The 14,673-nt window shown below is 41.0% G+C and carries 10 protein-coding genes; 7 read left to right on the top strand and 3 right to left on the bottom strand.

Going from position 1 to position 14,673, the window contains the following annotated elements:
- Positions 1 to 48: 48 nt before the first annotated feature.
- Positions 49 to 2,745, bottom strand: a complete 2,697-nt coding sequence (gyrA, locus tag AUR67_RS09450) for a DNA topoisomerase (ATP-hydrolyzing) subunit A (protein WP_058585082.1) — start codon at positions 2,743 to 2,745, stop codon at positions 49 to 51.
- A gap of 176 nt (positions 2,746 to 2,921) precedes the next feature.
- On the opposite strand from gyrA, the gene ubiG reads away from it, so the two are divergent.
- The 5 genes from ubiG (at position 2,922) to yfaE (ending at position 8,457) form a co-directional block, all read left to right on the top strand.
- A complete protein-coding gene (ubiG, locus tag AUR67_RS09455; protein ID WP_058585083.1) occupies positions 2,922 to 3,632 on the top strand; it encodes a bifunctional 2-polyprenyl-6-hydroxyphenol methylase/3-demethylubiquinol 3-O-methyltransferase UbiG in 711 nt (236 codons plus the stop codon).
- A complete protein-coding gene (locus tag AUR67_RS09460; RefSeq protein ID WP_058585084.1) occupies positions 3,632 to 4,306 on the top strand; it encodes an HAD family hydrolase in 675 nt (224 codons plus the stop codon). Before ubiG ends, AUR67_RS09460 begins: the two co-directional genes overlap by 1 nt.
- 392 nt (positions 4,307 to 4,698) lie before the next feature.
- Positions 4,699 to 6,984, top strand: a complete 2,286-nt coding sequence (nrdA, locus tag AUR67_RS09465) for a class 1a ribonucleoside-diphosphate reductase subunit alpha (RefSeq protein WP_058585085.1) — start codon at positions 4,699 to 4,701, stop codon at positions 6,982 to 6,984.
- Positions 6,985 to 7,054: 70 nt separating this feature from the next.
- Positions 7,055 to 8,185, top strand: a complete 1,131-nt coding sequence (gene nrdB, locus AUR67_RS09470; protein ID WP_054561558.1) for a class Ia ribonucleoside-diphosphate reductase subunit beta — start codon at positions 7,055 to 7,057, stop codon at positions 8,183 to 8,185.
- Entirely contained in the window at positions 8,185 to 8,457 is a 273-nt protein-coding gene (yfaE, locus tag AUR67_RS09475; protein ID WP_058585086.1) for a class I ribonucleotide reductase maintenance protein YfaE, read from the top strand. Before nrdB ends, yfaE begins: the two co-directional genes overlap by 1 nt.
- Here yfaE and AUR67_RS09480 read toward each other — a convergent pair.
- Positions 8,454 to 8,981: a YaeQ family protein gene (locus tag AUR67_RS09480; protein ID WP_058585087.1), complete on the bottom strand. Its 528-nt coding sequence runs from the start codon at positions 8,979 to 8,981 to the stop codon at positions 8,454 to 8,456. The two genes, yfaE and AUR67_RS09480, sit on opposite strands and share 4 nt — an antisense overlap.
- 154 nt (positions 8,982 to 9,135) lie before the next feature.
- On the opposite strand from AUR67_RS09480, the gene AUR67_RS09485 reads away from it, so the two are divergent.
- On the top strand, positions 9,136 to 11,553 hold the full coding sequence (locus AUR67_RS09485) for a TonB-dependent receptor (RefSeq protein WP_058585088.1): 2,418 nt from the start codon (positions 9,136 to 9,138) through the stop codon (positions 11,551 to 11,553).
- Between the two features lie 85 nt (positions 11,554 to 11,638).
- On the opposite strand, the gene glnS is transcribed toward AUR67_RS09485, so the two are convergent.
- Positions 11,639 to 13,306: a glutamine--tRNA ligase gene (glnS, locus tag AUR67_RS09490; RefSeq protein WP_058585089.1), complete on the bottom strand. Its 1,668-nt coding sequence runs from the start codon at positions 13,304 to 13,306 to the stop codon at positions 11,639 to 11,641.
- Between the two features lie 228 nt (positions 13,307 to 13,534).
- Here glnS and AUR67_RS09495 point away from each other — a divergent pair, with 228 nt between their 5' ends.
- Positions 13,535 to 14,605, top strand: a complete 1,071-nt coding sequence (locus AUR67_RS09495) for a DUF3083 family protein (RefSeq protein ID WP_058585090.1) — start codon at positions 13,535 to 13,537, stop codon at positions 14,603 to 14,605.
- Positions 14,606 to 14,673: the final 68 nt, after the last annotated feature.

Raw genomic sequence — 14,673 nt, forward strand, 5'->3', positions numbered from 1 at the left:
TTATAGTGCGGATAAAAAAAGCGGCCGAAGCCGCTTTTTAAATCAATGTTATTCTGAAGGTGGGTTATCACCCGTTTCTTCAGTATTGGTATCGACTACTTCAACGGCCTCGCCTTCGATGGCTTCAAGCTCATCAACTTCGATTTCTTCGATACGTTGTAAACCAACTACTTGCTCTTCGTCAATAGTTCGTATCAAAATAACGCCTTGAGTATTACGACCAACCGTAGAAACCTCGTTTACACGGGTACGTACTAAGGTACCGCGATTCGAGATAATCATGATTTCGTCGTTATCATCAACTTGTACTGCACCAACCACAGCGCCATTACGCTCGCTTACTTTGATTGATACAACACCTTGTGTTGCACGGCTCTTCGATGGGTAATCTTCAAGTGATGTACGCTTACCGTAACCGTTTTCTGTCACAGTTAGGATTGCACCATCTGACTTAGGTACGATTAACGACACAACGCGTTGGTCGTCAGCCATCTTAATACCACGAACACCTGTTGCTGTACGACCCATTGGACGTACACCTTTGAAGCGGATTTCTGGGTTACCGTTTTCGTCTAGAACTGGGTTACCGTTTTCATCAACAACTGCTGATTCTTCTGCTTCTTTAAAGCGAACAACTTTACCAGCATCAGTGAATAGCATGATTTCATTCGTGCCATCAGTGATATCAACACCAATTAGGCTATCGCCTTCATTTAGGTTAACAGCGATGATACCGCTCGCACGTTGACGGCTGTATGCTGTAAGTGGTGTTTTCTTAACTGTACCAAACGCAGTTGCCATGAAGATGTATTTATCTTCTTCGTACTCACGTACTGGTAAGATAGCAGTAATACGTTCATCAGCTTCAAGTGGTAATAAGTTAACAATTGGCTTACCACGGGCTGCACGGCTTGCTAATGGTAACTGATATACTTTCAACCAGTATAAGCGACCTGCTGTTGAGAAACATAAGATTGTATCGTGCGTGTTAGCAACTAATAGACGTTCGATGAAGTCTTCATCTTTCATCTTCGTTGCTGATTTACCTTTACCACCACGACGCTGTGCTTCGTAATCCGATAATGGTTGATACTTAACGTAACCTTCGTGAGAAAGCGTTACAACAACGTCTTCTTCATTGATTAGGTCTTCAAGGCTAATATCGTGAGCAGCTGCACTGATTTCAGTACGACGTTCGTCACCATATTGCTCTTTGATTTCTACTAGCTCGTCGCGGATAACTTCCATTAGACGCTCTGGGCTTGAAAGAATATGTAAAAGCTCAGCAATTAGATCTAGTAAGTTTTGGTACTCGTCTAAGATCTTCTCATGCTCAAGACCTGTTAGTTTGTGTAAACGTAGGTCTAGAATTGCTTGTGCTTGTTGCTCAGATAAATAGTATTGACCGTCACGGATACCTAAATCAGCCGCTAACCAATCAGGACGTGCTACGTTATCTTCACCCGCTTTTTCAAGCATTGCTTTAACAGTGCCTAGTTCCCAAGGACGTGCTGTTAGTGCAGCTTTTGCTTCTGCTGGTGTTGGTGACTTACGAATAAGTTCGATAATTGGATCGATATTCGCAAGGGCAATCGCTAAGCCTTCAAGCGTGTGAGCACGGTCACGGGCTTTACGTAAATCGAATACAGTACGACGTGTAACAACTTCACGACGGTGCACGATAAACGCTTCAAGCATTTCTTTTAAGTTGAAACACTTAGGTTGGTTGTTATCAAGTGCAACCATGTTCATACCAAACACAGTTTGTAACTGAGTTTGTGCATATAGGTTGTTTAAGATTACTTCACCAACATCACCACGTTTGATTTCGATAACGATACGCATACCGTCTTTATCTGACTCGTCACGTAGTGCGCTAATACCTTCAATCTTCTTATCTTTAACAAGCTCTGCGATCTTTTCGATAAGGCGTGCTTTGTTAACTTGATAAGGGATTTCGTGAACGATGATTGTTTCACGACCGGTTTTTTCGTCAACTTCGATTTCAGCGCGAGCACGGATATATACTTTACCACGGCCGGTTAAGTACGCTTGCTCAATGCCTTTTTTACCATTGATAATCGCCGCAGTAGGGAAATCTGGACCTGGGATATATTCAATAAGGTCAGCAATTGACATATCAGGGTTTTGAATAAGCGCTAAACAACCATTGATAACTTCTGTTAAGTTATGAGGTGGAATGTTAGTTGCCATACCAACCGCGATACCCGAAGAACCATTTACTAATAAGTTAGGTACTTTAGTAGGTAATACGTCAGGAATTTGCTCAGTACCGTCGTAGTTCGGTACGTAATCAACCGTTTCTTTTTCTAAATCAGCTAATAATTCATGTGACATTTTCGCCATACGGACTTCCGTATAACGCATTGCTGCCGCAGAGTCACCGTCAACAGAACCAAAGTTACCTTGGCCGTCAACAAGCATGTAGCGTAATGAGAAAGGCTGCGCCATACGAACGATGGTGTCATATACCGCGCTGTCGCCATGTGGGTGGTACTTACCGATTACATCACCAACAACACGTGCTGATTTCTTGTAAGGTTTATTCCAATCATTATTGAGTTCGTTCATTGCAAATAGAACGCGGCGGTGAACAGGCTTTAAGCCGTCACGTACGTCTGGCAATGCACGTCCTACGATTACACTCATCGCGTAATCAAGGTAGGAATTTTTTAATTCATCTTCAATATTGACTGGCAGAATTTCATTGGCGAGATCAGTCATTTGATTTCACATTCCTTCAGTATTGACTCATTAAGAGGCAAACCGCCGTCTTAAGAGCTTTAGTTATTATTTCCAGACCATGCTATCACAATTTATTTAGATTTACAGGCGCTAAATCTTTGCGATTTATTAATTTCCCCCTATATAATGGCCTCAGATTAACGAGGAAGTTTTTTATGACCGAGCATCAAAATGTAGATAATGCAGAAATTGCAAAGTTTGAAGCCATCGCAGAACGTTGGTGGGACCGCGATGGAGAGTTCAAACCCCTTCATGAAATAAATCCTCTACGTTTGGATTTTGTCGCTGATAAAGTAGGCGGCTTATTTGATAAGGAAACCTTAGATGTTGGCTGTGGTGGCGGCATCTTAAGTGAAAGTATGGCGCGTATGGGCGCTAAAGTAACCGGCATCGATATGGGCCAAGAGCCACTTACCGTTGCTAAGTTACATAGTTTAGAAACAGGCGTACCTGTTGATTATATAAAAGTACCTGCAGAGCAATTCGCTGCTGAGCACCCTGCTCGCTTTGATGTAGTGACTTGTATGGAAATGCTTGAGCATGTTCCAGATCCTGCTTCTATTATTCGTGCTGTAGCAGAACTTGCTAAACCGGGCGCCGATGTCTTCTTTTCAACATTAAATAAAACACCAAAAGCTTATTTGTTTGCTATTGTCGGTGCTGAAAAGCTTTTAAAAATGGTCCCTGAAGGTACGCATGATCATAAAAAGTTTATCAAACCTGCACAGCTTATTGCATGGGCAGAAGAAGCGGGATTAAAAGTACGCGCCAGTACTGGCCTTCACTATAACCCGTTTTCTAAGCAGTACAGCTTAAATGATGATGTAAGTGTTAATTACATCCTGCACTTTGAGAAACTAGCCTGATGAGTGGTGTGCAAGCACCCTCTATCGATTTTGATGCTTTTATCTTTGATTTAGATGGCACACTACTCGATACCGCGGATGACTTAGGTGGTGCATTAAACCGAGTGTTAGCAGACGCCAATGTGGCGCCTGTTGCTGAGCATGTTTATCGCCCTGCTGCTTCTAACGGTGCAAATGCATTATTAGAAGTGGGCTTTGGTGATAAATGGCCTGAACTTGAACAACTCGCCTTGCGCCAGCAGCTTCTTGACTACTACGCCGAAGATATTGCTGTACACAGTAAATGTTTCAGCGGCATAGAACAGCTTTTAATTGCACTTGAGCAAAACAATATTAAGTGGGGCATTATGACTAATAAGCCCGGCTTTTTAACTGAGCCCTTAGTGCAAGCTATTCCCTCTTTGCGTGATGCAAAAGCGGTTGTGAGTGGCGATACATTAGCTGTGTCAAAACCATCACCGGATCCACTATTACACACCGCTGAGATCTTAGACGTTGATCCGTGCCGCTGTTTGTATATCGGTGATGCTGAACGTGATATTCAAGCAGCGAAAGCTGCCAATATGTACAGCGCAACAGCGTTATGGGGTTATATACCCAGTATAGACGCTGCACTTGGCTGGCAAGCGGATTTCAATTGGCAAACGCCAATAGATGGTTTTAACCATATATAGTGTTATTTGATAACTTAAACACCATATATTGTGATTTGATTTACTTTTGAGCATTCATTGATGATAAAAAAATCAGTCAAAATTTATTTTTAAAAACGGTAAATTTTCTGGATCTTTTGTTGATTTCTACAAATTTCGTCGTCTATGAATGTTCAAAGGTTAATGGTCACTAACACAATGCGTTTATCCAATAGTTATCCACAAAATGGGGCAATTCTATCCCTTGCAAAACAGCGCAGACCACACTATCTTGTGATCTGCAATTTAAACAACACCAGATATTGTGGCTAAATGTTATTCAATTAGTTCACCCTGGCGTTTAATAATAATAATTACATAAAGAATACCTTTGTCTTTACAACTATAATTTCCCAAGGAATACAGGCAAAACTATGAACCAACAGCTATCTGTAAGCAAACGTGACGGCCGTAAAGAGTCACTTGATCTAGATAAGATCCATCGCGTGATCGCTTGGGCCGCAGAAGGTCTAGAGAATGTGTCTGTCTCACAAGTTGAATTAAAATCACATATTCAATTTTATGACGGCATTCGTACCGATGACATTCATGAAACAATCATCAAAGCTGCAGCTGATCAGATCTCTAAAGATACGCCTGATTACCAATACTTAGCTGCTCGCTTAGCTGTATTCCATTTACGTAAAAAAGCGTACGGTCAATTTGAGCCACCACGCTTATACGATCACATCACGAAATTAGTTGAAGACAAGCGTTATGATCAACACCTACTTGTTGATTATACCGAGCAAGAAATTGACGAGTTAGATGCTTACATCGATCACAACCGTGACTTAAACTTTAGCTACGCTGCTGTAAAGCAACTTGAAGGTAAGTATTTAGTTCAAAACCGTGTTACTGGTGAAATCTACGAAAGTGCACAGTTTTTATATATCTTAGTTGCTGCAAGCTTATTCTCTGATTATCCAAAAGAGACACGCCTTGATTACATCAAGCGTTTTTATGATGCAGTATCTACATTCAAAATTTCATTACCTACACCTATCATGGCAGGTGTACGTACCCCTACACGTCAGTTCAGCTCATGTGTACTTATTGAATGTGGTGATAGCCTAGATTCTATTAATGCAACATCGTCTGCGATTGTTAAATACGTTTCACAACGTGCAGGTATTGGTATTAATGCCGGTCGCATCCGTGCGCTTGGTAGCCCTATTCGTAACGGCGAAGCGTACCACACAGGTTGTATTCCTTTTTATAAACACTTTCAAACAGCAGTTAAGAGCTGTTCACAAGGTGGGGTTCGTGGTGGCGCAGCAACGCTGTTCTACCCACTTTGGCACTTAGAAGTTGAAAACCTACTTGTTCTTAAGAACAACCGTGGTGTTGATGATAACCGTGTACGTCACCTTGACTACGGTGTGCAGTTCAACAAATTAATGTATAGCCGTTTAATCAAAGACGATTACATCACATTATTTAGCCCTTCAGATGTACCGGGTCTATACGATGCGTTCTTTGAAGATCAAGCAAAGTTTGATGAGCTATACATCAAATATGAGCAAGACGAGTCAATTCGTAAAAAACGTATTAAGGCGATTGAGTTATTCTCAATGTTTGCACAAGAGCGTGCGAGCACAGGTCGTATCTACTTACAAAACGTTGACCACTGTAATACGCACAGCCCGTTCATCTCGACTGTGGCACCAATTCGTCAATCTAACTTATGTTTAGAAATTGCATTACCAACTAAGCCACTTAGCAATGTAATGGATGAAGAAGGTGAAATTGCACTTTGTACGCTGTCGGCGTTTAACTTAGGTGCAATTGAATCACTTGACGAATTAGAAGAGCTTGCTGAACTTGCAGTACGTGCCCTTGATAACTTACTTGATTTCCAAGACTACCCTGTTCCTGCGGCTAAAAACGCAACTATGGGTCGTCGTACGCTAGGTATTGGTGTTATTAACTACGCATACTACTTAGCGAAAAATGGTAAGCGTTACTCAGATGGCAGCGCAAATGCCCTAACTCACAAAACATTTGAAGCAATTCAATATTACCTAATGAAAGCATCAAATGAGTTAGCGAAAGAACGTGGTGCGTGTCCTAAATTTAACGAGACAACGTATTCTCAAGGCATTATGCCAACAGATACTTACAAGCGTGACCTAGATCAGTTTTGTGAAGAGCCACTTCACTTAGATTGGGATTCATTACGCGAAAGCATTAAAGAGCACGGTATGCGTAACTCTACGCTATCTGCCCTTATGCCTTCAGAGACATCATCGCAAATCTCTAACGCGACAAATGGTATCGAGCCACCACGTGGTCATATCAGCGTTAAAGCAAGTAAAGATGGTATCTTAAAGCAAGTAGTGCCAGATTATGAAAATCTGAAAAATAACTACGAGCTACTGTGGGATATTCCTTCAAACGATGGTTACCTACAACTTGTTGGTATTATGCAAAAATTCGTTGACCAAACGATCTCTGCAAACACTAACTATGATCCATCTAAGTACGAAGGCGGTAAAGTACCTATGAAGGTGCTATTAAAAGACCTACTGACTGCGTATAAACTTGGTGTTAAAACTCTGTACTATCACAACACACGTGATGGTGCATCAGACTCTCAAGATGAGTTAACACCAGAGGTAGAAGATGACGGTTGTGCAGGCGGCGCTTGTAAAATCTAATTAAATTAATAACATAACAAAAGCGGGCTCATTAGCCCGCTTTGTCCTGACTGTTTTTTGAGAAATCACTATGTCATATACAACTTTTAGCCGAAATCATAATAACCAATTACAAGAACCGATGTTTTTCGGCCAAACGGTAAACGTGTCACGTTACGACCAACAAAAGTACCCTATCTTCGAAAAGCTAATTGAAAAGCAACTTTCGTTCTTTTGGCGTCCTGAAGAAGTTGATGTAAGTAAAGACCGTCTTGACTTTCAAGCGTTACCAGAGCACGAAAAGCACATCTTTTTAAGCAACTTAAAATATCAAACGCTACTTGATAGTGTGCAAGGTCGTTCTCCTAACGTTGCGCTACTACCTATTGTGTCTATTCCTGAGCTAGAAACTTGGATTGAAACATGGGCGTTTAGTGAAACTATTCACAGCCGCTCATACACGCACATTATTCGTAACGTTACGCAATCTCCTGAACTTATCTTTGACGATATCGTAAGCAACGAGAAAATCAGTGAGCGTGCTGATGCGGTAACTAAGTACTACGATGATTTAATCAGCATGATTTCTGTTTACAACCTATACGGTGAAGGTAAACATGTGATCAACGGTGAAGAAGTTAAAATCAGCTTATTTGACCTTAAAAAGCAACTTTACCTAGCAATGATGTCGGTTAACATCCTAGAAGCAATTCGCTTCTATGTAAGCTTTGCTTGTTCATTTGCTTTCGCTGAGCGTGAATTAATGGAAGGTAATGCAAAAATCATCAAGCTAATCGCCCGTGATGAAGCGTTACACCTATCTGGTACACAGCACATCTTGAACATTATGCAAGAAGGTAAAGACGACCCAGAAATGGCAATCGTTGCAGCACAATGTCGTGAAGAAGCAATTCAGATGTTTGTTGAAGCTGCAGAGCAAGAAAAAGATTGGGCAGAATACCTATTCAAAGATGGTTCTATGATTGGTCTTAACAAAGATATCTTATGCCAATACGTTGAATACATCACTAATGCACGTATGACTGCAGTAGGTCTACCTGCACAGTTCGAAAGTAAGAGTAACCCTATTCCGTGGATCAACTCTTGGTTAGTATCAGACAACGTTCAAGTTGCTCCACAAGAAGCTGAAATCAGCTCTTACCTTGTTGGTCAAATTGACTCTCAAGTTGATGCATCTGACTTTGGTGACTTCGACCTGTAATGAGCTCAAACAACACTGCAGAGGTTATCCTTGCAGGAACAGACAGCCAGAATCTTGAATTTGATTCTGGCTGTTCATCTCTCCTTGAATGCCTAGAACAAAATAAAATAGATGTCCCCTACCAATGCCGTGAAGGTTATTGTGGCGCATGCCGTGCAAAATTAGTCGAAGGTGATGTGAGCTACAATCAAGAGCCACTTGCGTTCGTAAGAGCTGGCGAAGTATTGCTGTGTTGTAGTAAACCCAATGGGAAGATAAAAATTGAGCTTTAATGCCAAATAAGCTCACTCGTTTGGTAGAAATTTTCTTTATCTGACACACTCACCATTTGCTGATCAATCGTAACATCCCACTGTAAGTTTTTAGTTAGATGACTCGCTAACTGCTCAATGAAATTGTTATCAAACGCAATTAAATGACCATTATTGATAAGTTCTAACTGGTGTTCATTTTCTTTGAGCCAGTCGTTATTTAAGGTTGTCACGACCCATAGTTCATCAACCCGCTTCGCAATTTTGTTGAGCTGTAAAATATCCGGTTGGTCAACAGCAAGCCATGTTTGATAATGGTCATCAAGCGCTTTTATTGACACATCTGGTTCAGCATGACTGAACCTTGCATTCAATATGGCTGTTTCGTTGTGTGAAAATAAGCAATAACTTAAAAGCTTAAGTACAAAGTGTTGATAGCTTTCACGACGGTCACAAGCAGTGGTAAACACCTCTTTGTGATTGCGGTGCTCTCTTAAATCAGCAATGGTAAAATTTGCTTTAAATACCCTATTTTTATCAGACATAAGATTTGGCCATCTCAGTGTAACAGTCTAAGTATAGTGTATGGTGTTAAAATCGCGACTTAAGGTAAAGTTATAGTATAACGTTATTGCAGTTAAAAAATCGCGGTGTTATATTATAACGCAACACTCAACAACAAACTTAGAAGTAGTAATGATGAAACAAGTTTCAATTCTTTCTAGTGCTGTTGCCGCTGCGCTGTTTTCTCAATCAACAATGGCTGCTGTGATCACAGGTCAAGTATTAGATAAAAACCAACAACCAATCAGCAATGCTGAAATACATGTACACGGCAAATCACAAAGCGTTGTCACTGACAAACAAGGTCAGTTTAAAATTGATGTAGACAATAAAGGTCAGCTTCACATCAGTAAAAACAATTTCATTGATAAGCGTATTGCTATTAATGGTGAAGACCAAAATGTTGTGGTTACACTTACACCAACATCAGTTGAAACTGTTGTTGTTTATGCATCAGCACTTCATAAAAATAGTCTTGAAATGATTTCGCCTGTGAATGTTTTAGCCGGTGATGAGTTAAAAGACAAAGCAAAACCGACATTAGGCGAAACACTAAAAGGTTTACCGGGCGTTAATGCAAGCTACTTTGGCCCAGTTTCATCAAGCCCTATTATTCGTGGTTTAGATGGTCCGCGTGTGAAGATCACCCAAAATGGCCTTGATAGCAGTGATGCATCTCGTATCGGCCCTGACCACGCAACATCAAATGACAGCCTAGCAGCAGAGCAAATCGAAGTACTTCGCGGCCCTGCTACCCTACTTTATGGCTCTGGTGCTATCGGTGGTGTGGTGAACGTTGTTGATAACCGTATTCCTACCGATAACATTGAGTCTTTAACCGGTGCTGCACAATACACACACGATACAGTATCAAATACCAACACCTATGCTGCAAAACTTGAAACCGGTAATGATGGTTTCAACTTCCATTTCGATGGTACAAAGCGCAAAGGTCACGATTATGACACGCCAAACTTCGAGCTTCCTGAGGAACATGAAGAGCACGAGGAGCATGAAGGTGAAGAACATGAAGAACACGAAACAGCTAACAGCGTAGAAAACACCTTTATCGATAGCCAAACAGTTAACTTTGGTACTAGTTACGTAGGCGATCACCTAACGCTAGGTGTGTCATTCGGTCGCATCGAAACAGATTACGGTATTCCTGCTCATGAGCATCATCATCATGAAGAAGAAGAGGAAGATCATGATGAGCATGAAGGTGAAGAAGAGCACGAAGAATCAGTATTTGCACAGCTAGAGCAAGACCGCTGGCAAGGTTACATGAGCTATGCACTTCATGATAACTGGATTGAAAATATCTCACTACGCGTTGGCTATACAGACTACAAACACGCTGAAATTGAAGATGGTGCAGTAGGCACCGTGTTTTCAAACAAAACAACCGAAGCACGTGCAACCGTTGAGCACAAGTTAGGCCTTTGGCACGGTATGGCTGGTTATCACTACACTGAGTCTGACTATGATGCAGATGGTGAAGAAGCCTTTACGCCAGCAAGTGTCACTAAGACAAACGCGTTATTCGTTCTTGAAGAGCGCCAGTTTGGTGATGTGACCATTGAACTAGGTGCACGCCTTGAAGATTATCAAATCGATTCTGCTGTAAGCATGGCTGAGCATCATCATGATCACGATCATGAAGAGGAAGAAGAACACCATGACGAAGAAGAAGCTGAAATCATTAACTACAGTGAAGATTTCACAAACCTGAGCTTATCTGCAGGTGCAATTTGGCAATATCAAGAAGGCCAAAGTGTTGCTTTAAGTGTATCTCGTTCAGAACGTGCGCCGCTAAGTGCTGAATTACTTTCAAACGGTATTCATATCGCAACAGGTACTTACGAGCTAGGCCTTGGTTATCATATTGAAGATGGCGAAGTTCATTTTGAGCCAGAAGATATCGAGCAAGAAACTGCAACGAACTTTGATTTAAGTTTCCGCCGCTTTATTGGTGACTTTGGTTACACAGTTAACTTCTTCTATAACGACATTGAAAACTATTACTACCAGCAAAACACCGGTTTAGTTTTTGATGAAGAGCATGGCTTAGAATCAGCAGCTGATGCAGATGAAGATGCAATGGCGGTTTACCAATTCACAAGTAAAGATGCGAAATTATACGGTATTGAATTTGACGTACATTATCAAGTGACGCCAAGTGCGTTAGTTAAAGTGTTTGGTGATTCAACAACGGCTAAGCTAAAAGATGATGAAGGTTACTTACCGCGTATTCCGGCTAATAAACTGGGTTCTGAATTACAGTACACAGTGTCTGATTGGAAGTTTAGCCTAACCGGTACTCATTATTTTGAGCAATCTGATATTACTGCTTACGAGACAAAAACTGACGGTTATACCCTGTTTGATGCATCAGCTAACTACCAACTTGACTTAGGTCCTGTTGATACACAACTTTACATTAATGTTGACAACTTAACCGATGAACTTGGTTTCGTACACAGCTCATTCATTAAAGAAAAAGCACCACTACCTGGTCGTAACTTCAGCTTGGGTATTCGCGGTTATTTCTAATCGCTTTTAATGGTTATAAAAAAACCCTTTCACTTTTAAAGTGAAAGGGTTTTTTATTAAGCATAGAAACTAAATAGGTTAGCTATTAGCCCTTTTGTTCAATCTTCGCCCATGAATCACGAAGACCTACAGTTTGATTGAATACTAATGTTTCTGCTTTGCTATCACGACAGAAGTAACCTGTACGCTCAAACTGGAAGCCCTGCTCTGCTTGTGCATTTGCAAGTGATGGCTCAACTTTCGCATTTTCAAGAACCACTAGTGATTCAGGGTTTAGTGTTGCGTTAAAGTCTTCTGCTGCCGCTGGGTTTGGCACGTTAAATAAACGGTCGTATAAACGAACCTCAGCTGTGATAGATTCACTCGCTGATACCCAGTGAATTACACCTTTAACCTTACGGCCATCACTTGGGTTTTTACCCAGAGTTTCAGGATCGTAAGAGCAGAAGATAGTTGTAATTTCGCCGTTTTCGTCTTTTTCAACGCGCTCAGCTTTAATTACATAAGCACCACGTAAACGTACTTCTTTATCAAGTACTAAACGCTTAAACTTGTTGTTTGCTTCTTCACGGAAGTCTTCACGCTCGATATAAAGCTCACGAGTGAAAGGTACGTCACGGCGACCCATCTCTTCTTTATTCGGGTGATTAGCAACAGATAACGTCTCTACTTTATCTGCGTCATAGTTTTCGATAACAACCTTCACTGGATCAAGAACAGCCATTGCACGAGGAGCATGTTCATTTAGGTCTTCACGGATACAGGCTTCTAGCATGCCCATTTCAACCATGTTCTCTTGTTTAGTGATACCGATACGAGAACAGAACTCACGTACTGATGCAGGTGTATAACCACGACGACGTAGACCAGCAATCGTTGGCATACGTGGATCGTCCCAGCCTTCAACATGACCATTAACCACTAAGTCGTTTAATTTACGCTTAGACATAATGGTGTACTCAAGATTTAATCGTGAGAACTCGATTTGTTGCGGATGACACTCAAGGCTGATGTTATCTAATACCCAATCGTATAAGCGACGGTTATCTTGGAACTCAAGCGTACATAATGAATGTGTAATGCCTTCTAGCGCATCTGAAATACAGTGCGTGAAGTCGTACATTGGGTAAATGCACCACTTGTCACCTGTTTGGTGGTGATGAGCAAAACGTACACGGTAAATAATCGGATCACGTAATACCATGAATGAGCTTGCCATATCGATTTTAGCACGCAGTACACACTCACCTTCTTTATATTCGCCATTTCGCATTTTTTCAAATAGCGCTAGGTTCTCTTCAACTGATGTATCACGATACGGGCTGTTTTTACCTGGCTCTTTTAAAGTACCACGGTATTCACGTGCTTGATCTGGCGATAAGAAACATACATATGCTAGGCCTTTTTCGATAAGCTCAACAGCATAACCGTATAACGCATCGAAATAGTTAGATGAATATTTAATTTCACCATCCCACTGGAAACCTAACCACTGCACATCTTCTTTAATCGAATTTACGTAGTTGATGTCTTCTTTTTCTGGATTCGTATCATCAAAACGCAAGTTACAAAGACCTTGATAATCTTGGGCGATACCAAAATTCAAACAAATAGACTTTGCATGACCAATGTGTAAAAAACCGTTTGGTTCTGGTGGAAAACGCGTGTGTGTAGTCGCATGCTTACCGCTTGCGAGATCTTCGTCGATACGCGTTCTAATAAAGTTACTTGGGCGATTCTCAATTTCCGCCATAGGAGCATAATCCTCTGAATATTGCATGGTGACAAAACTAATGCATTATTACAAAAACAAACCCTAACATACAGTGGTTGCATCATGTTTATTGAAGATATTACGTCGATTGTTGAATACATAGTTCACAGACTCGACAAAATCGGTAAAAAAATTGTTCTAACGCAATAAAATGATCATTGACTAGCGATATAGTGCCGTCAGTTTCACTACCAATAAGGAAAAAAGATGGCTTCGCTCAATCAACATCGAGTCTATATTCCAAGCTCAGCACGTGCAAACCAGTATGTGTTAGTTGAATTTAAACCTACTGATGAGTTTTTTGCCCAGTTTACCAATGTGAGCTGTGCTTATAAGCGTCTTGCAAGGGAGTTATTTGCACTATGTGATGAGTATGAATTACATAATGTACACCTCATCGCCAACGATAAACTGCCAGTGGTTCGTTACCATGATGAGGCATATAGCTTAGAAACCGCTAAGCAAATTTTGTTTTTCTATAACCCACAATACCATGAAGCACATAATGTATTTGCTGATGGTGAGCAAAAATGCAAAAAAATTCGTTTATTATTCTTAGCGACCGGTGAAGATATTCGCGCTAACGCGGCAAGTTTTCATCATAATGTGCAAAGAGTGATCAACTCACTACAAGAAAAACTACTAAGCGGCCAACCACCTCTTAAAATTCGTGACCACCAACATCTAACTTATGATTTATTTGCTAAAGCAAAAGGTCACAAAGAAAGCTATGGCTATAAATTACGTAGCTTATATCCACGTTACCAGTCTCGCCAATGTCATTTACCAAACGAACACAGTGAGATGACATACGCTGGGTTTTCGATTCCAGTAACCCGAGCCATTAAAACGCAATTTCAGCATATGTTGAACGAAGAGAATTATACGCAGTTTTATCAATACATCTTTGATGCATTCAAACGTGCATGTGATAAACGTGGGTTAACTCTCGGTGCTTTCATCGCTAACGGTACCCGCCCTATTGTTCGTAATAGCAATATTGATAACGCACAAAGTAACAGCGAACTGCAAAAGCTAACCTTTGATTGCAGCTCTGAGCAGGTGCAATTACAACAGTATTGGGATGCAGATCAACTTGTAGATTCGCTACATTTTGTGATTGCCGCTGCCGATAAAGACAAGCATGACATTGGTTATGGTAAGTTTATGAATCAAGTGCAAAGTGCGATAAATGAAGTTACTGACGAGCTAGCATTTAATCCAACTCGCCAAGATTTACGCGTGCGCTTTTATCAGCACATTAACTACCAATATTAAGAGTATACCCAAGCCCCCTCAAGATGCAGAAAGTCGCACCGTGAGGATGTTTGGGTATATAAGAGGTG

Origin of the sequence: Pseudoalteromonas sp. XI10 (assembly GCF_001469895.1) — a bacterium.
Lineage (GTDB): Bacteria > Pseudomonadota > Gammaproteobacteria > Enterobacterales > Alteromonadaceae > Pseudoalteromonas.

What these genes read in the sequence shown, in the direction of transcription:
- gyrA (WP_058585082.1), bottom strand. Translation starts at nt 2,745, where the DNA reads ATGACTGATCTCGCCAATGAAATTCTGCCAGTCAATATTGAAGATGAA.
- ubiG (WP_058585083.1), top strand. Translation starts at nt 2,922, where the DNA reads ATGACCGAGCATCAAAATGTAGATAATGCAGAAATTGCAAAGTTTGAA.
- AUR67_RS09460 (WP_058585084.1), top strand. Translation starts at nt 3,632, where the DNA reads ATGAGTGGTGTGCAAGCACCCTCTATCGATTTTGATGCTTTTATCTTT.
- nrdA (WP_058585085.1), top strand. Translation starts at nt 4,699, where the DNA reads ATGAACCAACAGCTATCTGTAAGCAAACGTGACGGCCGTAAAGAGTCA.
- nrdB (WP_054561558.1), top strand. Translation starts at nt 7,055, where the DNA reads ATGTCATATACAACTTTTAGCCGAAATCATAATAACCAATTACAAGAA.
- yfaE (WP_058585086.1), top strand. Translation starts at nt 8,185, where the DNA reads ATGAGCTCAAACAACACTGCAGAGGTTATCCTTGCAGGAACAGACAGC.
- AUR67_RS09480 (WP_058585087.1), bottom strand. Translation starts at nt 8,981, where the DNA reads ATGTCTGATAAAAATAGGGTATTTAAAGCAAATTTTACCATTGCTGAT.
- AUR67_RS09485 (WP_058585088.1), top strand. Translation starts at nt 9,136, where the DNA reads ATGAAACAAGTTTCAATTCTTTCTAGTGCTGTTGCCGCTGCGCTGTTT.
- glnS (WP_058585089.1), bottom strand. Translation starts at nt 13,306, where the DNA reads ATGGCGGAAATTGAGAATCGCCCAAGTAACTTTATTAGAACGCGTATC.
- AUR67_RS09495 (WP_058585090.1), top strand. Translation starts at nt 13,535, where the DNA reads ATGGCTTCGCTCAATCAACATCGAGTCTATATTCCAAGCTCAGCACGT.